Source organism: Xenorhabdus bovienii SS-2004 (assembly GCF_000027225.1).
Lineage (GTDB): Bacteria > Pseudomonadota > Gammaproteobacteria > Enterobacterales > Enterobacteriaceae > Xenorhabdus > Xenorhabdus bovienii_C.
In genome coordinates this window covers 2922329-2942484 of sequence record NC_013892.1, presented here as the reverse complement: position 1 = coordinate 2942484, position 20156 = coordinate 2922329, and the positions used below count along the sequence as shown (strand labels likewise).

20 protein-coding genes are annotated in these 20156 nt (G+C 45.2%); 17 read left to right on the top strand and 3 right to left on the bottom strand.

The window, feature by feature from the left end; all coding sequences use genetic code 11:
• The first annotated feature begins 12 nt into the window (after window positions 1-12).
• From aroC to XBJ1_RS12580, 5 genes are all read left to right on the top strand, one after another.
• Complete coding sequence (gene aroC / locus XBJ1_RS12600; RefSeq protein WP_012989372.1) at window positions 13-1098, top strand: chorismate synthase; 1086 nt, start codon at window positions 13-15, stop codon at window positions 1096-1098.
• A gap of 89 nt (window positions 1099-1187) precedes the next feature.
• Entirely contained in the window at window positions 1188-1988 is an 801-nt protein-coding gene (locus XBJ1_RS12595) for a sulfite exporter TauE/SafE family protein (RefSeq protein WP_012989371.1), read from the top strand.
• Between the two features lie 22 nt (window positions 1989-2010).
• On the top strand, window positions 2011-2562 hold the full coding sequence (locus XBJ1_RS12590; RefSeq protein WP_012989370.1) for an elongation factor P hydroxylase: 552 nt from the start codon (window positions 2011-2013) through the stop codon (window positions 2560-2562).
• A 22-nt stretch (window positions 2563-2584) separates the two neighbouring features.
• Window positions 2585-2878 (top strand): YfcL family protein, encoded by a 294-nt coding sequence (locus tag XBJ1_RS12585; RefSeq protein WP_012989369.1) that lies wholly within the window; start codon window positions 2585-2587, stop codon window positions 2876-2878.
• Between the two features lie 165 nt (window positions 2879-3043).
• Window positions 3044-3577, top strand: coding sequence for a GNAT family N-acetyltransferase (locus XBJ1_RS12580; protein WP_012989368.1), 534 nt, complete (start codon window positions 3044-3046; stop codon window positions 3575-3577).
• Between the two features lie 90 nt (window positions 3578-3667).
• Here XBJ1_RS12580 and mnmC read toward each other — a convergent pair whose 3' ends face one another.
• On the bottom strand, window positions 3668-5719 hold the full coding sequence (gene mnmC / locus XBJ1_RS12575; protein WP_012989367.1) for a bifunctional tRNA (5-methylaminomethyl-2-thiouridine)(34)-methyltransferase MnmD/FAD-dependent 5-carboxymethylaminomethyl-2-thiouridine(34) oxidoreductase MnmC: 2052 nt from the start codon (window positions 5717-5719) through the stop codon (window positions 3668-3670).
• Between the two features lie 199 nt (window positions 5720-5918).
• On the opposite strand from mnmC, the gene fabB reads away from it, so the two are divergent.
• Window positions 5919-7133: a beta-ketoacyl-ACP synthase I gene (fabB, locus tag XBJ1_RS12570; protein WP_012989366.1), complete on the top strand. Its 1215-nt coding sequence runs from the start codon at window positions 5919-5921 to the stop codon at window positions 7131-7133.
• A 249-nt stretch (window positions 7134-7382) separates the two neighbouring features.
• Here the strand turns inward: fabB and XBJ1_RS12565 are convergent, their stop codons facing one another.
• Complete coding sequence (locus XBJ1_RS12565; protein WP_012989365.1) at window positions 7383-8360, bottom strand: Bug family tripartite tricarboxylate transporter substrate binding protein; 978 nt, start codon at window positions 8358-8360, stop codon at window positions 7383-7385.
• 362 nt (window positions 8361-8722) lie between these two features.
• Between XBJ1_RS12565 and tctD the strand changes: the two genes are divergently transcribed.
• Window positions 8723-9388: a transcriptional regulator TctD gene (tctD, locus tag XBJ1_RS12560; protein WP_012989364.1), complete on the top strand. Its 666-nt coding sequence runs from the start codon at window positions 8723-8725 to the stop codon at window positions 9386-9388.
• A complete protein-coding gene (locus XBJ1_RS12555) occupies window positions 9388-10821 on the top strand; it encodes a sensor histidine kinase (protein WP_038199069.1) in 1434 nt (477 codons plus the stop codon). Before tctD ends, XBJ1_RS12555 begins: the two co-directional genes overlap by 1 nt.
• Here XBJ1_RS12555 and XBJ1_RS12550 read toward each other — a convergent pair.
• Window positions 10786-11673, bottom strand: coding sequence for a DMT family transporter (locus XBJ1_RS12550; RefSeq protein ID WP_012989362.1), 888 nt, complete (start codon window positions 11671-11673; stop codon window positions 10786-10788). The genes XBJ1_RS12555 and XBJ1_RS12550 overlap by 36 nt on opposite strands.
• Before the next feature lie 118 nt (window positions 11674-11791).
• Here XBJ1_RS12550 and XBJ1_RS20895 point away from each other — a divergent pair.
• From XBJ1_RS20895 to cvpA, 9 genes are all read left to right on the top strand, one after another.
• Window positions 11792-12486, top strand: a protein-coding gene (locus tag XBJ1_RS20895; protein WP_143827612.1) for an IS1 family transposase whose coding sequence is annotated in 2 segments (ribosomal slippage) — window positions 11792-12047 and window positions 12047-12486 — 696 coding nt in all. Because the reading frame shifts where the segments join, the coding sequence is not laid out codon by codon here.
• Between the two features lie 163 nt (window positions 12487-12649).
• Window positions 12650-13777 (top strand): 4-phosphoerythronate dehydrogenase PdxB, encoded by a 1128-nt coding sequence (gene pdxB, locus XBJ1_RS12540; RefSeq protein WP_038199067.1) that lies wholly within the window; start codon window positions 12650-12652, stop codon window positions 13775-13777.
• A 53-nt stretch (window positions 13778-13830) separates the two neighbouring features.
• Window positions 13831-14841: an aspartate-semialdehyde dehydrogenase gene (locus tag XBJ1_RS12535; protein WP_012989359.1), complete on the top strand. Its 1011-nt coding sequence runs from the start codon at window positions 13831-13833 to the stop codon at window positions 14839-14841.
• Window positions 14841-15680 carry a tRNA pseudouridine(38-40) synthase TruA gene (truA, locus tag XBJ1_RS12530; protein ID WP_012989358.1) on the top strand — a complete coding sequence of 280 codons (840 nt, stop codon included), beginning with the start codon at window positions 14841-14843 and terminating at the stop codon, window positions 15678-15680. Before XBJ1_RS12535 ends, truA begins: the two co-directional genes overlap by 1 nt.
• A gap of 46 nt (window positions 15681-15726) precedes the next feature.
• Complete coding sequence (locus XBJ1_RS12525; protein WP_012989357.1) at window positions 15727-16416, top strand: DedA family protein; 690 nt, start codon at window positions 15727-15729, stop codon at window positions 16414-16416.
• A 114-nt stretch (window positions 16417-16530) separates the two neighbouring features.
• Window positions 16531-17478: an acetyl-CoA carboxylase, carboxyltransferase subunit beta gene (gene accD, locus XBJ1_RS12520; RefSeq protein ID WP_012989356.1), complete on the top strand. Its 948-nt coding sequence runs from the start codon at window positions 16531-16533 to the stop codon at window positions 17476-17478.
• Window positions 17471-18769: a bifunctional tetrahydrofolate synthase/dihydrofolate synthase gene (gene folC / locus XBJ1_RS12515; RefSeq protein WP_012989355.1), complete on the top strand. Its 1299-nt coding sequence runs from the start codon at window positions 17471-17473 to the stop codon at window positions 18767-18769. The genes accD and folC overlap by 8 nt, the downstream gene beginning before the upstream one ends.
• Window positions 18759-19448, top strand: a complete 690-nt coding sequence (gene dedD / locus XBJ1_RS12510) for a cell division protein DedD (RefSeq protein ID WP_012989354.1) — start codon at window positions 18759-18761, stop codon at window positions 19446-19448. Before folC ends, dedD begins: the two co-directional genes overlap by 11 nt.
• Window positions 19449-19640: 192 nt before the next feature.
• A complete protein-coding gene (gene cvpA / locus XBJ1_RS12505; RefSeq protein WP_012989353.1) occupies window positions 19641-20147 on the top strand; it encodes a colicin V production protein in 507 nt (168 codons plus the stop codon).
• The last annotated feature ends 9 nt before the right edge of the window (window positions 20148-20156 follow it).

The window sequence follows — 20156 nt, the reverse complement described above, 5'->3', positions numbered from 1 at the left end:
GGCAGGGTAGGAATGGCTGGAAATAGTATTGGGCAATTTTTCCGTGTTACCACATTCGGTGAATCTCACGGAATTGCATTGGGATGTATTGTCGATGGCGTTCCTCCAGGAATTGCCATTACTGAAGCTGATCTGCAAATCGATTTGGACAGGCGACGTCCGGGAACCTCCCGTTATACGACACAGCGCCGCGAACCTGATCAAGTCCGTATTCTTTCAGGTGTCTTTGAAGGAGTAACAACGGGCACCAGCATTGGCCTGATGATTGAAAACACCGACCAGCGTTCACAAGATTACAGTGCAATTAAAGATGTTTTTCGCCCGGGACATGCTGATTATACCTACGAACAAAAATATGGGCTGCGTGATTATCGCGGAGGCGGGCGTTCCTCTGCCCGTGAAACAGCGATGCGCGTCGCGGCTGGCGCAATTGCTAAAAAATATCTACTGGAAAAACACGGTATCCGAATTCGTGCTTGCCTGACTCAGATGGGGGATATTCATTGCGAATTGAAAGATTGGGATCTCGTTGAACAGAATCCTTTTTTCTGCCCTGATGAAAGTAAACTGACCCAGCTTGATGAATTATTGCGCACCCTGAAAAAAGAAGGTGATTCTATTGGTGCCAAAGTGACCCTTGTTGCTGAGAATGTGCCTGTCGGATTGGGTGAGCCTGTTTTTGACCGTCTGGATGCAGATATCGCGCACGCCTTGATGAGCATTAATGCAGTGAAAGGCGTTGAAATCGGTGATGGTTTTGGTGTTGTCAACTTACGCGGTAGTGAAAACCGAGACGAAATTACCTCTCAGGGATTCACCAGTAATCATGCTGGCGGCATTCTGGGCGGGATCAGTAGCAGCCAGCCGATTATCGCTCATATCGCTCTGAAACCGACGTCCAGTATTATGGTGTCCGGCAAAACTATTAATCGCCAGGGTGAAGAAGTCGATATGGTGACCCGTGGCCGCCACGATCCTTGTGTAGGGATACGTGCTGTACCGATTGCAGAAGCGATGATGGCGATTGTACTGATGGATCACTTACTGCGTCAGCGGGCGCAATGTGCTGACGTCATCTTTCCATTGCCACGCTGGTAAATCGGTAAGAGAACGTCTGAAATACAAGCATCTGGGTGATGCGGCAGGCATCATGATCATTGGTAAGCAGTTTTCTGGTGAAATAAATCATGGAATGGTCATTATTAAGTCCGGAAATTTACGGTTTCCTGTTTTTGGTTGCGATAGTTGCTGGGTTTATCGATTCTATTGCAGGTGGTGGTGGGTTGTTGACCATTCCTGCATTACTGTCAGTCGGTGTTTCTCCTGTTCAGGCGCTGGCGACGAATAAACTTCAAGCGGTTGGCGGTTCTTTCTCCGCCAGCCTTTATTTTATTCGTCGTGGCGCAGTGGATTGGCGCTCCCAACGTTTTGCGATAGCTATGACTCTGCTTGGTGCCATGCTGGGAGCCTTGCTGGTTCAATTTGTATCCCCAGATTTTCTGCGTTATCTCCTGCCGGTTCTGGTGATTATCATTGGTCTTTATTTTCTGCTAGTGCCGAATATTGGCGCTGAAGATCGGCCGCGTCGCTTGGAGCCTCTGGCATTTGGTTGCCTTGCCGGAGGCGGAATTGGCTTTTATGATGGTGTATTTGGGCCGGGAACAGGCTCCTTTCTGGCGCTGTCTTATGTGATGCTCTACGGTTACAATCTGGCGAAAGCGACGGCACATGCGAAGGTGCTGAATTTTGCATCCAATATAGGTTCACTGGGCTTTTTTATTCTTGGTGGGCAGGTCTTGTGGCTATTGGGTCTTGTGATGCTAATAGGGCAAGCGATTGGTGCTCGGCTAGGAGCGGGTTTAGTCCTGAGCCGAGGGCAAAAAATGATCCGTCCGATGCTGGTAACAATTTCTTTTCTGATGAGTATCAAACTACTCCATGACCATCATGGCGATACTATCCGCTCTTGGTTAGCATTTTATTTTTGATTTTAGGATCCTGCCTTAACTCATGACTGCACATCACTATCAACAACTCATTGAAATTTTTGATAATTGCTTTAGCGATGACTGTAACACCCGTTTAATAAAAGGTGATGACGAGCCGATTTATCTGCCTGTAGATGATCAAGTCGGCTATAATCGGGTAGTGTTTGCCCACGGTTTTTATGCCAGTGGTTTGCATGAAATATCGCATTGGTGCATTGCGGGTAAAGAGCGTCGCAAACGGGTCGATTTTGGTTACTGGTACTGCCCTGATGGGCGTGATGCCCAAACTCAGTCTGAGTTTGAGCAAGTCGAAATCAAACCACAGGCACTGGAATGGCTATTCTGTATGGCAGCGGGTTTTCCTTTCAACGTCAGTTGTGACAATCTTGAAGGGGATTGTGAGCCAGATCGCTTTGCTTTTCAGCGTAAAGTTCATACACAAGTTATCGCATATCTTGAAAACGGAATACCCACACGAGCAGCGCGCTTTATTCAAGGACTGCACTCGTTCTACAATACGCCCTCACTGACAGCAGAACACTTTCCTTGTCCGGAAAATCCTTTTGCTAACTGATATTTGATTTTGAGGAAATATAATGCTCGCAGAGTTTGAAACACGCATTCTGGCACATATAGATAACATGGTTGAACATGCCAGTGATGACGAATTATTTGCTGGTGGATACCTCCGTGGGCATCTGACATTGGCTGTTGCTGAGTTGGAACAAGAAGGCGCTAATACCATTGAACAGCTTCATCAGCGTGTTGAAGAGAGCATCCATAGGGCGATCAGGGCAGGAGAGCTGGCTCCACCAGATCAGGTTTTGGTTTTATCGACATGGCAAAATCTACTGGATAGTGCGAAAGACCAATTAATTGATTATAAATAACTTATATGTGGGGTTATTCATATAGCCCCTTTATTTTTTCTGTTATGTTGGTGTAATTATCATCTGTAAATATATAAATGTTAATTTATTTTTTAAGGTTAAATAAAATAGGATATTAAATTTATCAGGATATATAAATGTCTTTAACAAATTGAGAGGGAAGGCATGTTTTTTATTCGTCCAACACAGATATTAGATGCAGGAGTATTACCAGCAATAGAACGGTCAGCGAGCCAGCTATTTCTCTCGACACCTGAATTGGCATGGATTGCTGATGGCCATACCCAAACGGAACAGCAGCATTTAGATTATATTTTGCAACAGAATAGTTGGGTTGCCTTGAATGGCGATAATCAGCCTGTCGGTTTTATTCTGGCAAAACCGCTGGATGATGGCTTACATATTATGGAACTCTCGGTGCATAGGGATTGGCAGAAGAAAGGTATAGGAAAAGCGTTGATTGATACCGTTATTCAGGTCGCTGAGCAGCGCGGCTTTCAGGCTGTCACATTGACAACTTTTCGTCATATAAACTGGAACGCCCCATTTTATCGGCGACTGGGGTTTTTTATCTTAGAACCTCGACAAATTGCTGGTGCTTTGTGTCAGATCCTGCAACGTGAAATTGAATACGGGTTTGCAGAAAATCAACGCTGTGCGATGAAGCGTTTGGTTGTTACAACAGATTATCACGATTGAGTTTTGAGAATAGAGACTGCGGGTTGTTACTCTGCACCAAACACTGTTTGACTGTGCCTGATGCAGATATATGACTTTATAGTGTGTGATTTAAGGTTTTCCAGCTTTAACTTCCCTGCCTCGTAATAATTTTCTGACCCAGAATCGGTTTGGGTGCAAGGCCGCCAATGTTTCATCATCAAGTGGTAGAGCTTCCCCAAAAATCTGCCCTGCGAGTAATTCTGCGCTCAACGGAGCAGAACATAATCCACGGGAACCTAATGCACCAATAACAAATAAATCAGGATAATAAGGAGATTCTTCAATTGTCTCATCAGTGTTTATCCTTTGAGATAAACCAGCATATTTGACCATAATTTGACTGAAAATAGGTACATTGCCTACCATCGGCATATGATCCCGAATAACACATCGTATCCCTTGACGGGATTTCGCTTCTGAAATATTGACTTGTTTCACCCAATCGACATCGGGTAAAGATTTTAATAAACGATCACGATTTTCTTGCTGTTCTGCGGGAGAATACTGAGTATCAACGTTCCCTCGCTGATAGCTGGCACCGATACAATGATGTTGATTTTGAGGATTCGCAGGAGTCAGATAGCCATCGTAACACAGTACGTTTTTCAGTTGACTGAGACGGGTAGTGGTCGGGATATGGCTGACTTGTCCACGAACAGCAGTAACGGGCAGTTTTTCAGTTTGTGCAAATTGCGTCAGGCAGTGTCCATTAGCAATGATAACGACCCTGTGGTTTTTGTGCAGTGATTGCCCCTGGTGCTCAATATGCAACTGCCAACCGTATTCATCTTGAACTAATTGAGTCATTTTGTGGTTGAAATAGGTGAGCATTCCACGCCGTTCTGCCAGATTGATGGCTTCCTGAGTCAATTGAGCCGGAGATAACCATCCTCCCTGTGGATAGTGGATACCATGATAATTAACATCTAATCCGCTCGCTTGGCTCAATTTCTGGCGATCCATTCCAATTGCAATCTCTTCTAACCACGATGTTTGCAGCATCTTGGCAATTTTTTTGTCACTTTTTTCATCGTAAGCCAACTGGCTGACACCGCACCATTGATAATCAAAGGAAACATTTTCATCAATTAGCTGATCATATTGACGGCGGGCAAAGGTAAAGGCGGAGATAAAGAAACGTTCCAGTAAGTCGTCACGGCCATTCAGTAACGGATAAATGGCTCCCTGCTGATTGCCTGATGCATTTTGTGCGGGTTGGTTATCTTGGCAATACAGTGTCACTTTCGCGCCCCGGCGTAATAGTGCAAGTGCAGTTAATACACTGGCGATGCCGCCACCAATGATGGCGATATCATCGGTATCGGTAGCTGCTTGTCGGGCAAACCATGGAGTATCTGATGAGGAAAAAAGGAAATGTGCAGATGGAGCCAGAACCCCTGTCAGCATCTCTCTTTTATGTCCAAAGCCTTTTATTTTTTTGACATCAAATCCGGCTCCCTGCAATCCACGTCGAACGATTCCCGCTGACGTAAATGTTGCAAATGTTCCTTCTGGACGAGAAAATCTTGCCATTGCAGTGAACAGTTGTTCGCTCCACATCTGCGGATTTTTGGATGGTGCAAAACCATCTAAAAACCAAGCATCAATTTTTCCAGTTAAATTCGAATTTATCCTCGGTAATAGATCATTTACGTCACCAAACCAGAGATCCAGTGTGACAGTGCCATTATTCAGCATTAGCCTGTGACAGCCTGCAAGAGGTAAAGGCCATTGCTGACATAACTCTTCAGAAAATACTTGAAGTTCTGGCCAGCGCTGATGCGCAGTCTTCAAGTCCGCTGTCGTTAATGGGTATTTTTCAAAACTGATGTAATGAAGCCGTTTTAAAGGTGTATCAGGATATTGTTGTCTGAAGGTTGAAAAAGCTCGCCAAAGTGTCAGGAAATTCAACCCAGTACCGAATCCAGTTTCAGCAATAATACAATCAGGGCGGGAGTGCGTATTAAAACGTTGGGGAAAATGATTACCTTTTAAAAAAACATATAAAGTTTCTTCCAAGCCATCTTGATTTGAAAAATAAACATCATCAAACTGCTCAGAAACAGGTGTACCCTGTTCATTCCAGTTTAGGGTTGCGCTGCTGATAGCACTCTTTTTCACAATAATGCCTGTATGGTTGATAAAAATAATATGAGATTTTAACGGTGTTCATACTGTTGTACCACCCGTGAGAAAAGTTAGCACTTGAGTCCAGATCAACTTTTCCGTGAGTTTTTAACCTGATCGGACTTGTTCGGCGTACAAGTGTACGCTAAAGTGCAGGGCAGAAATCCCGCAGGTAAAAATGATGAGGTAATGAATGAAACGTGCAGTAATCACTGGTCTGGGGATTGTTTCCAGTATTGGTAATAACCAGAAAGAGGTGCTGGAGTCTCTGAGAGAAGGCCGTTCCGGGATAACTTTTTCTGAAGAATTCAAAGAGATGGGGCTTCGTAGCCACGTCTGGGGTAATATAAAACTGGATATATCTGGTCTAATTGATCGTAAAACTCAGCGTTTTATGAGCGATTCATCTGTTTATGCTTATCTTGCAATGGATGAAGCGATTAAAGATTCTGGTTTGTCCGATGAGCAAGTTTCCAATTTGCGCACGGGTCTGGTTGTGGGTTCAGGTGGCGGTTCTCCACGTAATCAGGTTAGTGGATCGGATGGTATGCGAGCCAAAGGGCTGCGTGGCGTTGGGCCTTATATGGTGACGCGGGCAATGGCTTCTGGTGTATCAGCCTGTCTGGCAACACCATTCAAAATCAAAGGGGTGAACTATTCCATTAGTTCTGCCTGTTCAACTTCTGCACACTGTATTGGCCACGCAGTTGAATTGATCCAGCTTGGTAAGCAGGATGTTATTTTTGCCGGCGGCGGTGAAGAACTGAGCTGGGAAATGGCCTGTGAGTTTGATGCAATGGGAGCGCTTTCTACTAAATATAACGAAACACCAGAACTTGCTTCCCGCACTTATGATCAGGGGCGTGACGGTTTTGTCATCGCAGGCGGTGGCGGTATCGTTGTGGTTGAAGAATTAGAGCACGCATTAGCTCGTGGTGCGCACATATATGCTGAAATCATCGGTTATGGGGCAAATTCTGATGGCGCGGATATGGTTGCACCTTCTGGCGAGGGGGCTGTTCGCTGCATGAAGCTGGCTCTTGATGGTATTGAAGGTGGCGTGGATTACATCAATACCCACGGAACATCAACCCCGATTGGTGACTTGAAGGAGTTGGGAGCTATCCGCGAAGTGTTTGGTGATAACACCCCTGCTATTTCGGCCACCAAAGCGATGACGGGGCACTCTTTAGGAGCGGCTGGTGCGCACGAAGCCATTTACAGTTTATTAATGCTGGAACATGGTGTTATTGCACCAAGTATCAATATTGATAACTTGGATGAGAAAGCGTTAGGCATGAATATTATCACTGAACCTACCGAACGCGAGCTAAGAACAGTAATGTCCAATAGCTTCGGGTTCGGCGGTACAAATGCATCCCTGGTGATGCGCAAATATTCGAACTGATTTTTTGACGGCTGAAAAATTCATCAGTTAAAATGAAAGCCAATCCATTGATTAGATGGGTTGGTTTTTTATTATATTGTTGTACGTCTGTTACCGCGTTTTATTTTTAGTAAAATAAATGGAACAATTATTATCAATAAAGTGGTGTTTAGAAATTCATAGGAATATTCACTGTGAATGTTTCGGCACCCCTCATACAGCATTAGCTATACAGTCGCATAGATACTATCGTTTATGGTTACTCCTACATTATTTAATTAAGCCAAAGGATTTAGCCAACCCATGATATTGGACAACTTGTTTTTTTACATAATCATCTAATTCTTTGCCGACCATGTTGAATTCAAATAATCCACGTAAATCACGTTCCTTTTTAAACTCTTCTGTTTGCTGTAATTTTTTAAATGTTTTTATCCACCATTGATATTGTTCATCTGTGACTTTTGGACCCATATAGAAACCACGAACAACTGGCCAAACGATGTTATATCCCTGTTCTTTTGCGGTTGGAATATTTGCTAGCTTACCTTTCAAACGTTGTTCAGCATAGACAGCAAGAACACGGATTTTATCGTCAGTGAGGTAAGGTACGGTTTCACTGAGTTCCCAGGAAACGGCTTGAATGTGATTGCTTAGTAGAGCAGTGATAGGTTCTCCACCGCCTTCAAACGCAACATAGCGTATTTTTTGCGGATCAACACCCACTTCTTTCGCCAGTAGTGCTGTTTTCATCCAATCTTGACTTCCTATGGATGCACTTGCACCGAATACTATCTTGTTAGGGTCTTTTTGGAAGGCACCCATTAAGTCTTTTAAAGTCTTATAGGGAGAGTCTCCGCGCACAGCTATCATTCCATAGTCAGTACCCATACTAGCTAACCAGCGTACATCATTCACATGGTAACGACCGAATTTTCCTTGAGAAAGGTTAAGCAAAGAACCACCAGAGAATGCCACTATGGTTCCAGGCTCTGCGGGACGTTGAGCGATGATGGTATTATAAGCGACAGCTCCGATTCCTCCAGGCATGAAAGCCACGCTCATAGGAGAGTTGATAGCTTTAGTATCTAATAATGTTATTTGTGCTAGCTTACAGGTTAAATCAAACCCACCACTAGGTTTGGCTGGAGCAATACATTCCGTTTTATCGGGAGCATTGTCTGCAAATGTATTGGTACAGGCAAGTAAAGTAGCAACAGCTAATACCTTGATTAATATTGTTTCCATTTGTTTCTTCTCATCGTATCAGTAAATGAGATAACTCAGGCAAGTTGTTGGGCTACACCATTTATAGATATAAAACCTTTCATTTACCTTTCATTAATCAGAAAAATTTATTTGGATGTGACGTTAGTCACTCAATTTACATAACACCTCGGATAACGGTGCTAATAAATGATTACCAACTTTCTTTTGCTTATGATCTTGTTGTAGTGTGGGAAAATGAAAAAAACAGCAGGTTTCTTATTTATCTTGCCAATTTATATGAGGTAAACATATTCAGCGCACTGAATATGTTGAGGTATTGATTAATGATTATAAATATTATTGATTCTTGAAACCATAAAAAAGCAAGGAGATACTTAAAAATGCGTCTCTTATTAGTTGAGGACCACCCTGACTTGTCACATTGGCTGCAAAAAGCATTAAGCAGTTCTGGATTTGCAGTTGATATTGCTGAAGATGGAATTGCGGCGGATCAGCTTTTGCTGACGGAAGATTATACCCTGCTAATCTTGGATGTTGCCTTACCCAGATTGGATGGAATCTCCCTGTTATCACGGCTGCGTAAGCGCGGGCAAAATTTGCCCGTGTTGTTATTGACTGCCAAAGTGGATGTTGCCGATCGCGTGAAAGGGTTAAATTCGGGCGCTGATGACTATGTAACTAAGCCTTTTGATTTTGAAGAATTAGAAGCTCGTATTCGAGCACTGTTACGCCGTGGCATGGGATTGCCGCTAGGGATACAGCAATTTGGCTCATTGGTTTACGAAGACGCAGGTTATTTCTTATTGGATAATCAACCGCTGGCGTTGACTCCCAGGGAATTCTCAGTTTTAACAACCCTGTTTCACCGTCGTGGACGCCCTGTCTCGAAACAACAACTGTTTGAGCAGGTATTTTCTTTATCTGATGAAGCAAATCCACAAAGCATCGAACTGTATGTGCATCGGTTACGGAAGAAGCTTTTTAACAGTGATGTCGGAATATGTACATTGCGAGGATTGGGATATCGATTGGAATTGCAAAAATAATGAAACTGTTCAAAGCCCCACGCTCATTGTTTCATCAGTTACTCCTGTTCTTTGGTGCGCCATTGTTGTTATTGGGCGGGGCTTCTGTGTATACCCATTATTTTAGTGCGGAAAATGCGGCGACACTTGCCTATGATCGGACGTTACTTGCATCGGCAAGAACAGTTGCGGAGCGTCTGACAGTAAAGAATAAACAGTTAAACGTTGATGTGCCTTATATCGTTTTGGACAGTTTTGAACGTAATACGAATGATCGTCTCTACTATCAGGTGATATCACCGGCAGGGAGAACCATTTCCGGTTACGATAATTTACCTCCCATTCCTCAATATACCCAGCGTTCGCAACTGTATACGGCCTTGGTATATTTTTATAACGCGGAATATCAGGGATACCCCATCCGTGTTGCGGCCTTGTATCAGCCGATCAACGAAGGAGGGGTAATGGGCATGGCATTGATACTGGTGGCTGAAACTGTGGATTCCCGCCAATATTTAGCGCGACAATTACTGATTTCTTCCCTGATAAGCCAGGGAACCGTAGTGGTATTGACACTGATTCTTGCCTATTTCCTGTTAAAGCAGCTTCTTAAACCACTGCGCAGGTTATCAGGCATGATGGTGCTCCGTTCAGCCAATGACTTAACCCCATTGCCGGATATTTTGCCGTGGTCAGAGCTTTCACCATTGCTTCGGGCATTTAATCGCTACATAGAACGGTTAAAACTGATGGTTGGGCGTCAAGCCCGGTTCAGTGCTGATGCTTCTCATCAACTCAGGACACCTTTAAGTGTATTAAAAACACAGATAGCCGTGGCACTCAATGATAAAGATCCTTATCCGAGCAGAAAAATCATCAACTCTATTAACAAGACCGTAGATAACATGATCTCACTGACTGATCGTCTGTTATATCTTTCACAGTTGAAAGTGCATGAGAAAGAAGCTATCCAGAATTATCAGCCCGTCAATATTGTGGAATTATTACAGCAAGCCTGTTTTTCCCGTTTGCAACAGGCGGAAAGTAAAAATATTGATTTGGGTTATGAAGGAGAAAATACCTTTTGGATCAAGGGAGAACCCGTATTGTTGACAGAAATGTGTGCTAACTTGTTGGATAACGCCATTAAATATACGCCTGCTGCGGGAATGGTGACGGCAAGAGTAAGTATGACAGCGGACAAAAAATACTGTTGCCTCGAAGTTGATGATTCAGGGCCGGGCATCGCGCAAGAAAATATTACTCAATCGTTGATGGCGTTTAACCGTCTGGATAATGCAGCGGGGCTGGAAGGCGCTGGATTGGGGCTGACTATTGTTAAGGATATCAGCCTGTACCACGGTGCGACTCTCCAGCTTTTGCCCAGTATTGTACTGGGCGGTTTGCTGGTGAGAATTTTATTCCGCCTTCCTGCGGGTGAGAGGAATACGTAGGCGCTGGGCGAGTATAACCCCTGCCAGAACAATGCCGCCGCCGATCAGATGATAGCTTTGCATTTTCTCACGCAGAAACACAATGGCGATAATGGCGGTAAATACAGGAGCCAGATTCATAAATACAGAAGTCATATTCGCGCCTAGGCGAGTCACGCCCTGTATCCACAGATAGGGCGCAAGAATTGAGGCGGGGATGCCCGCGAACAGGACTAAGGAAATGTTATCGCTAGTTAACTGGACATCTTTTGTCATCATGAAATTAGGCAAAAGCAGCAAAAGGCTAAACCCGATTTGTATATAAAGTGATTGCCAATTGGGTAATGGGATCGCCCAACGTTTTGTCAACACCCCATATAAGGCGTAGGAAGCGGATGCAATAAATAGCATCACTTCGCCGATCCCCAGACCGTGCTCTAATAAGGAAGCGGGTTCACCTTTGCTGACCAGCCACACTAGGCCGAACAACGAAAACACAGTACCCAGGGTGATACCTACTGTGGGAGCAATCCGTAAGGCAAAGATACTGATGATAACCGTCAACAACGGAATCAGTGAAGTAAAGATTCCTATCAATGTTGCACTCACAGTATGAGCAGCGTAATAGGCCATACTTTGGTTAAGTACCATGCCCAGAGTACCCAGAATCAATAACTTCCACCAATACTGGATAACCATTTTCCGCTGTTTCAGGACAGGCCATAAAACGAAAGGAGTTAAAGCCAGAAACGCAATGAACCAACGATAGAAAGCAATGGCAGCAGGCTCAATTGCAGTGGCTGCTGCTTTACTGACAACGGCATTAATTGACCAAATCAGAACAGCAATAAAGGGAAACAAGAAATTTATCATTGAATTAATTTATTCATGTAAGTGCATAGTGTATTTAGTGTAACAATGACCCGTTTTTTGGGTCATGTATTAAATGGTTAGTTGCTGTGATATGCTTCCGGCTTTTTAAGGATGAAGTATGGCCAAAGTTGATGTCTATTGCCGTTATTGCCACAAATCAGAACAGGTCAAAGGACATGGGAAAGGAAATGGCGGACATCCTCGTTATCGCTGTTATAGCTGCTGTAAGGTCTTTCAGTTGGCGTATACCTATCAGGCCTGCAAACCCGGCGTTAAAGAACAGATTGTCGATATCGCGATGAATAACGGGGGAATTCGTGACACCGCTCGGATCCTGAAAGTCGCCACCGCCACCGTCATGAAAACATTAAAAACCTCAGACCCCGAAACGTAACGACACTTCCCCTTGCGGAATGTGGCATCCAGATTGTCTGTGAAATCGACGAGCAATGGTCGTTTGTCGGCAATAAGAAAAACCAACGCTGGCTTTGGTATGCTTGGGAACCCCGCCTGAAGCGAATAGTGGCTCATGTTTTTGGCGATCGCAGTCGAAAAACGTTAGACAAGCTGCTTACCCTCTTATCTTCCTTTACTATTCGGTTTTACTGCACGGATGACTATGTTGTTTATGACCCACTTCCCGAGGAAGAGCACTTGACTGGAAAGGCGTTTACTCAGCGTATAGAGAGAACGAATTTAACGCATCGTACCCGAATCAAAAGGCTGAATAGAAAAACCATTGGGTATTCAAAATCGGAAGAAATGCACGATAAAGTGATAGGAACCTTTATTGAACGTGAACATTATTTTTAATACCTAATCTAATCATTTAATACATGACCGTTTTTTGTATATAGTGATAATCAGACAACAGATGTGGCAATCCAGATAACTCTCTCATTTCTGACAATAGGTTTTATGTCGATTAAGTGGCAGAATAGGGGATCACGCCCATTTAAGTCGTTGGATGAGAAAAGTGAAAATTTTGGTTGATGAAAATATGCCTTACGCTGAACAACTTTTTCAGCAATTAGGCGAAGTACAGGCAATCCCGGGGCGCCCAGTCCCTGCGGGTGCTCTGGAACAGGCTGATGCCTTTATGGTGCGTTCTGTCACTAAAGTTAATGAATCCTTGTTGAAAGGCAGTTCTGTTAAATTTGTGGGTACTGCCACTGCGGGGATGGATCATGTTGATCAGCAATGGTTGTCGCAGGCAGGAATTGGCTTCTCAGCCGCGCCGGGATGCAATGCGATTGCGGTTGTTGAGTATGTATTTTCTGCACTGATGTTATTGGCGGAACGGGATCAATTTCAACTCAAAGATAAAACTGTCGGCATTGTCGGTGTGGGTAATGTCGGGGGGCGTCTGGCTGATCGGCTGGCTGCTTTGGGTGTGAAAACCTTACTGTGCGACCCTCCTCGTGTCGATCGGGGTGATGAAGGTGAATTCTGGCCGTTGGAAAAATTAGTACAGGAAGCGGATATTCTGACTTTCCATACTCCGCTTAATCAATCAGGCCGTTATCAGACTTATCATCTGGCCGATGCAGGATTACTTTCTGCATTACCGGACAACCGAATTTTGATTAATGCCAGCCGTGGTGAAGTGGTTGATAATCAAGCACTACTTTCAGTATTGCAAAGTGGAAAAAAATTACGTGTTGTGCTTGATGTCTGGGAACCAGAGCCTAACCTTTCATTACCCTTACTGGCTTTGGTTGATATCGGTACACCCCATATTGCAGGGTACACTCTGGAAGGCAAAGCACGTGGTACGACTCAGGTCTTTGAGGCTTACTGCGAATTTCTGGGGCAACCATACAGGGCGGAATTGTCCGACCTTTTGCCTGAACCTGATTTCAGCCATATCACCGTACATGGCGAAGTGACACAAAGCATCCTGAAGCGCTTGATACATTTAGTGTATGATGTGCGCCGTGATGACGCACCACTACGTCAGGTCGCTGAACAGAATGGCGCTTTTGACCGATTGCGTAAAAACTATCCAGAGCGCCGGGAATGGTCTTCCCTGACGGTGCATTGTGACTCAGAAAGCAGCGCCCAATTACTGTCTGAAATTGGGTTTAACGCCAAAGTGATTTAATACAGGCAGGCGTTCCTGCCTGTCAGCAAAATAAAGAAGTGGAGAAAACCAACATGTCAGAAGGCTGGAATATTGCGCTCTTGGGTGCAACAGGCGCAGTAGGTGAAGCGATATTGGCGTTATTACAGGAGCGCCAGTTTCAGGTTGGTGAACTGCATCTTCTTGCCAGTGAGCAAAATGCTGGGAAAATTCAGCGTTTTAATGGTAAAAGCATCACCGTTTATGATGCCGCAGAATTTGATTGGTCACAGGTGCAGCTTGCGTTTTTTGCTGCGACGAAAGAAGCAACGGCACAATATGTTGAAAAGGCAACGGAAGCGGGCTGTCTGGTGATCGACAGCAGCGGATTGTTTGCCGCAGAGCCGGATGTACCTCTGGTCGTACCGGGAGTTAACCCACACGCTTTGGCTGAATATCGCAACCGCAACATTATTGCTGTGGCGGACAGCTCAACAAGCCAGGTTTTGACGGCCATTAAGCCATTGATCGATCTCGCAGGTATTGCACGTTTAAATCTGACCAATTTATTGCCGGTTTCCGTACATGGCAAAGCCGCCATTAATGAATTGGCAGGGCAAAGTGCCCGTTTATTGAGCGGCGTTCCGCCGGATGAAAGTCTTTTTAACAAACAATTAGCTTTCAATCTGCTGCCTTTATTGCCTGATGCCGAAGGCTCAGTACGTGAAGAGCGTCGCATTGTCGATCAAATTCGCAGAATATTACAGGACGAAGGGCTACCTATTTCAGTCAGTTGTGTTCAATCTTCGGTTTTCTACGGAATTGCCCAGATGGTGAGTGTGGAAACACTGCGTCCAGTCGGCACAGAAGAAGCGCGTGAAGAGCTTGAACGTTTTGCAGAAATTCAGGTCTCAGAAGAGGGAGATTATCCCACTCAGGTCACGGATGCATCCGGTAGTGACAGGTTGAGTATTGGCTGTCTGCGTAATAATTATGGTATGCCGGAGATGCTGCAATTCTGGTCGGTTGCCGACAATATCCGTTTTGGCGGTGCGCTGATGGCGGTTGAAATCGCAGAAAAACTGATGCAGGAGCAATTCTACTGATGTCTGATGCAGAGCTGAGTCAGTCTGTACCAGAGGCAGAAAAAGTGAAAATTGCACTGGGGATTGAATATGATGGCAGCCGCTATTATGGTTGGCAGCGCCAGCAAGAAGTAAAAAGTGTGCAGGAATGTCTGGAAAAAGCTTTGTCAAAAGTGGCAGATGAACCGATTTCGGTTTTCTGTGCAGGCAGAACGGATGCGGGGGTACATGCTACTGGGCAGGTAGTGCATTTTAAAACCTCAGCACAACGTAAAGATGCTGCCTGGACAATGGGAGTCAATAGTCATTTGCCACCCGATATCGCAGTGCGCTGGGTAAAAACGGTGGATGATGAATTTCATGCCCGTTTCAGTGCAACGGCACGTCGTTATCGATATATAATCTTTAACCATCGCTATCGCCCTGCGGTGTTAGCACAGGGCGTCACGCATTTTCACTATCTACTCGATGAGAGAAAAATGCATGAAGCGGCGCAGAGTTTACTGGGAGAGAATGACTTTACTTCTTTCAGGGCAGTACAGTGCCAATCTAATTCACCGTGGCGCAATATGATGCACATTAATGTCAGTCGGCACGGGCATTATGTGGTGGTGGACATTAAAGCGAATGCATTTGTTCATCACATGGTACGTAATATTGTTGGCAGTTTGCTGGAAATTGGTTGTAGTAATCAGGATATCGGCTGGATGGCTGAACTACTGGCACTGAAAGACAGAACAAAAGCGGCGGCAACAGCCAAAGCTGAGGGATTATATTTAGTTGCGGTGGATTATCCTGAGCACTTTGGTTTACCTGCACCCACTATGGGGCCGTTGTTTCTAGCTAATGATTTAATCTGACATTTTCAAAATGTGACAGGGATGTTCGAGCATAACGAGGAATATTATGGAATTTTTAACTCATTTTGTTGATTTTGCTAAGTTCATTGTCGATTTTATTTTACACATTGATGCACATTTGAAGGAATTGGTCAGTGATTATGGCAATTGGGTATATGGCATCTTATTCCTGATCATATTTTGTGAAACGGGTCTGGTGGTCACGCCATTTTTGCCGGGAGATTCGCTGCTGTTTGTGGCAGGCGCATTATCTGCATTAGATTCCAATGATCTGAATGTGCATATTATGGTGGCGTTGATGATTACAGCGGCAATTATTGGTGACGCTGTAAACTATACAATTGGTCGTATTTTTGGTGAAAAATTATTTACCAACCCGAATTCAAAGATTTTCCGCCGCAGTTATTTGGATAAAACCCATGAGTTTTATGAAAAACACGGTGGAAAAGCGATAATTCTGGCACGATTTGTGCCGATTATTAGAACATTTGCACCGTTCGTTGCGGGAATGGGGAAAATGTCTTACCGCCATTTTGCTGCTTATAATGTAATCGGTGCATTTATATGGGTGCTATTATTCACGTATGCCGGTTATTTATTCGGCGATATGCCAATCATACAGCAGAACCTGAAATTATTGATTGTTGCAATTATCTTTATTTCTATCCTGCCAGGCATCATTGAAATTTGGCGTCATCGACGAGCTGCATCCAAAAAAGCAGTAGATGGCAAGTAGATAACCGTTAGTAGGTTTGAACAGTTTTTTTATCCACACTGTAATGGCATTGTGGTTTAATGGCACGTAAAACAAAAGCTGGCATAGGCCAGAATCAGACGGAAAGGTTCATTAATGAGCTGGATTGAAAAGATTCTCAATAAAAGCAAAATCATGCAAACTCGTAAGGCAAGTATACCTGAGGGAGTTTGGACAAAATGTGATAGTTGTGGTCAGGTACTTTATCGTGCTGAATTAGAGCGTAACCTTGAAGTGTGCCCGAAGTGTGACCACCACATGCGGATTTCAGCCCGTGAGCGATTGCATACATTTCTGGATCAAGGAACCGGTATCGAATTAGGCAGTGAACTGGAACCTAAAGATCTTCTGAAATTCCGTGACACTAAAAAATACAAAGATCGTTTGGTAGCAGCCCAGAAGCAGACGCAGGAAAAAGATGCGCTGATTGTGATGAAAGGCTCACTGTACGAAATGCCAGTTGTAGCAGGATCATTTGAATTTGCCTTTATGGGTGGCTCCATGGGCTCTGTAGTCGGTGCGCGTTTTGTCCGCGCTGTCGAACAGTCACTGGAAGACAACTGCCCACTCGTCTGTTTTACTTCCAGTGGTGGCGCACGGATGCAGGAAGCGCTGATGTCTCTGATGCAGATGGCAAAAACCAGTGCCGCGCTGGCGAAAATGCAAGATCGAGGTCTGCCTTATATCTGTGTCCTGACTAACCCGACGATGGGAGGAGTGACAGCAAGTCTGGGAATGCTGGGTGACATCAACATTGCTGAACCTAAGGCATTGATTGGGTTTGCTGGTCCCCGCGTCATTGAACAGACCGTGCGTGAAAAACTGCCGGCAGGCTTCCAACGCAGTGAATTTCTGCTGGAAAAAGGCGCAATTGACATGATTGTACGTCGTCCAGAAATGCGTGAGAAAATAGCCAATCTGCTTTCGATGTTGACTCGTCAGCCTCATCCCGGCACAAAAGTAGAAACGGTAGCGGAAATGGTTGCTGAACCCGCTGAGGTTGAAACTGACATAAACATCAATCCTAATAAAGAAGATGTCTGATATATTGCAAATTCCTCAAGCCACGTCGTCACTGATAACGTGGCTTTCCTATCTTGGAAATCTACACGCAAAAGCCATTGATATGGGGCTTGAACGTGTGGGAGCACTCGCCGATCAGTTAGATTTGCTGCATCCGGCGCCGAAAGTCATCACCGTGTCCGGCACGAATGGCAAGGGGACGACTTGTCATACCCTTGAATCCATTCTACTGGCCGCTGGCCTGAAGGTCGGAGTGTACAGCTCCCCGCATCTGGTGCGTTATACCGAACGGGTACGTATACAGGGTAAAGAGCCGGCGGAACAGGATTTCTGCCGTGTATTCGCGGACATCGAAGCTCAACGTGGTGATATCACACTAACCTATTTTGAATACGGTACTTTGGCTGCGTTACAGCTTTTTAAAGAAGCTGATCTTGATGTCGTCATTCTGGAAGTGGGGCTGGGCGGGCGTCTGGATGCGACCAATATTGTGGATTCAGATGTTGCGGCAATCACCAGCATTGCACTCGATCATATTGATTGGCTGGGTGCGGATCGCGAACATATTGGCCGTGAAAAAGCAGGTATTTTCCGTCAGGGGCGTTTTGCCGTGGTGGGGGAGCCTGATATGCCACATACCATCGCTGAAGTGGCTGATGAGCTGGGAGCGAAATTGTTTCGTCGCGGTGCTGACTGGGATTTCTCACAGGATGCGAACAGTTGGTACTGGCGCACAGGAGATCAACAGTTCAGTGAATTACCCGTCCCTAATCTGCCTCTGGCGAACGCTGCAACAGCGATGGGAGTGATTTACTGTCTGTTGCAGCAGAATGATAACGTCAGTCAGGCCATTAATGAACAGGCGATCCGTGAAGGGTTAAGTAAGGCTCAGTTACCGGGGCGTTTCCAAATCGTCAGGGAAAACCCGCTGGTGATTTTGGATGTGGCACATAATCCCCATGCAGCAGGTTATCTAGTACAGAAACTGGCAAAATTGCCCCGCGCACCAGACAGTAAGATCCGTGGTGTCGTTGGCATGCTGGAAGACAAGGATATAGCGGGTACGCTTGCTTGTCTTGCCCAGCAGGTTGACGAATGGTACTGCGCATCATTGCATGAATTCCGTGGGGCAGAAGCAAACATATTGGCCGAGCACCTTGGCGATGCCCGAACATTTGTGGAAGTTGAGCAGGCATGGCATCAGGCCATGGCAGAAGCCTCAGTGCAGGATATCATCGTGGTCTGCGGCTCTTTCCATACTGTTGCTCATGTCATGGAGGCTCTGGAGGAGGTGAAGGAAGGTGGCAAGTAAATTTCAAAATCGTTTAGTTGGAACCCTCGTTCTTGTGGCACTGGGTATAATTGTGTTACCGGTGCTATTTGACGGCGATAAGAAACATAATGAAAGCCAGTTTGCTTCCATCCCGCTGGCACTCAAGCCTGGTGATGAAGAAGATATCGATTTGATTGCACCCCTGACGCAGGATATGCCATCGACACCACCGGAAGGGGCGGCTGAAGCGATGGCAAAGCAAGCACAAGAGCTACAGCCAGATATGCTGTCCAGTTCGTTATTGTCAGAGCCTGCGCCAATGGCACCGCCGCCTGTGGAGATCACACAAGCGCCCAAAGCGACGGTTAAATCTGAACCCAATCCTCAGCCAAAGGTGGACGTTAAACGGGAAACGAGGGCTGAAACCAAACCTGAAGTTAAGTCTGAAAGCAAAACCACGCCAGTAAAGGCACCGCAGGGAGTGGCATATGTTGTTCAGCTTGGTGCATTGAAGAATGCGGGTAAAGTGGATGAGATTGTGGCGAAGCTGCGTCTTTCGGGTCATCAGGTCTATGTTATTCCTTCTTCTCCAGTACAGGGAGAACTAACGCGGATTTATGTCGGGCCGAATGCATCAAGGCAAACCCTTGAATCCACTTTGCCTGAATTGAAAGAATTGACGGGTTTGCAAGGGCAAATCAAAAACTACAGTCCCTGACTTATTGGCGTCTTACGGGAAGTGTCTGGCTTCCCGTCGTGATAGTTACAGGTTAGGTTTTTGCGGCGATTGTTGTTTTTGAATCTGTTACGAATTATTTTCAGTAGACTGAAAAATCTGCTACGCAAACGTTTTCGTTTTCTGTTAGAATGCGCCCGACCTGAATGTCGGGAGCCTGTTTTGGATTAGAATATGGTCTGGATTGATTATACAATTATTGCCATCATTGGTTTCTCGGCACTGGTTAGCCTGATACGCGGTTTTGTTCGCGAAGCGCTCTCACTGGTCACTTGGGGGTGTGCTTTCTTTGTTGCAAGTCACTTTTATACTTATCTGGCGGCTTATTTCACCCGCCTGGAAGATGAACTGGTGCGTAATGGGGTAGCGATTGCTATCTTATTTATTGCAACACTGATTGTTGGTGCAGTCGTAAACTATGTGCTTGGTTCACTTGTTCAGCGGACAGGCCTGTCAGGTACTGATCGGGTTCTGGGGATCTGTTTTGGGGCACTGCGTGGTGTATTAATTGTTTCTGCAATTTTATTTATTGCAGATTCTTTCACGCCGCTCCCTAAAAGTGAGGATTGGCAACAGTCACAACTCATCCCACAGTTCAGTCAAATTATCAGGTGGTTTTTTGACTACCTGCAAAACGCGTCGAGTTTCCTACCGGAGAAATCACTCTCTCCGCTTGGCTGATGAGGAAAA

Excerpts from the sequence above, each read along its gene's own strand:
- aroC (WP_012989372.1), top strand. The coding sequence starts at position 13 with ATGGCTGGAAATAGTATTGGGCAATTTTTCCGTGTTACCACATTCGGT.
- XBJ1_RS12595 (WP_012989371.1), top strand. The coding sequence starts at position 1,188 with ATGGAATGGTCATTATTAAGTCCGGAAATTTACGGTTTCCTGTTTTTG.
- XBJ1_RS12590 (WP_012989370.1), top strand. The coding sequence starts at position 2,011 with ATGACTGCACATCACTATCAACAACTCATTGAAATTTTTGATAATTGC.
- XBJ1_RS12585 (WP_012989369.1), top strand. The coding sequence starts at position 2,585 with ATGCTCGCAGAGTTTGAAACACGCATTCTGGCACATATAGATAACATG.
- XBJ1_RS12580 (WP_012989368.1), top strand. The coding sequence starts at position 3,044 with ATGTTTTTTATTCGTCCAACACAGATATTAGATGCAGGAGTATTACCA.
- fabB (WP_012989366.1), top strand. The coding sequence starts at position 5,919 with ATGAAACGTGCAGTAATCACTGGTCTGGGGATTGTTTCCAGTATTGGT.
- XBJ1_RS12565 (WP_012989365.1), bottom strand. The coding sequence starts at position 8,360 with ATGGAAACAATATTAATCAAGGTATTAGCTGTTGCTACTTTACTTGCC.
- tctD (WP_012989364.1), top strand. The coding sequence starts at position 8,723 with ATGCGTCTCTTATTAGTTGAGGACCACCCTGACTTGTCACATTGGCTG.
- XBJ1_RS12555 (WP_038199069.1), top strand. The coding sequence starts at position 9,388 with ATGAAACTGTTCAAAGCCCCACGCTCATTGTTTCATCAGTTACTCCTG.
- XBJ1_RS12550 (WP_012989362.1), bottom strand. The coding sequence starts at position 11,673 with ATGATAAATTTCTTGTTTCCCTTTATTGCTGTTCTGATTTGGTCAATT.
- XBJ1_RS12535 (WP_012989359.1), top strand. The coding sequence starts at position 13,831 with ATGTCAGAAGGCTGGAATATTGCGCTCTTGGGTGCAACAGGCGCAGTA.
- truA (WP_012989358.1), top strand. The coding sequence starts at position 14,841 with ATGTCTGATGCAGAGCTGAGTCAGTCTGTACCAGAGGCAGAAAAAGTG.
- XBJ1_RS12525 (WP_012989357.1), top strand. The coding sequence starts at position 15,727 with ATGGAATTTTTAACTCATTTTGTTGATTTTGCTAAGTTCATTGTCGAT.
- accD (WP_012989356.1), top strand. The coding sequence starts at position 16,531 with ATGAGCTGGATTGAAAAGATTCTCAATAAAAGCAAAATCATGCAAACT.
- folC (WP_012989355.1), top strand. The coding sequence starts at position 17,471 with ATGTCTGATATATTGCAAATTCCTCAAGCCACGTCGTCACTGATAACG.
- cvpA (WP_012989353.1), top strand. The coding sequence starts at position 19,641 with ATGGTCTGGATTGATTATACAATTATTGCCATCATTGGTTTCTCGGCA.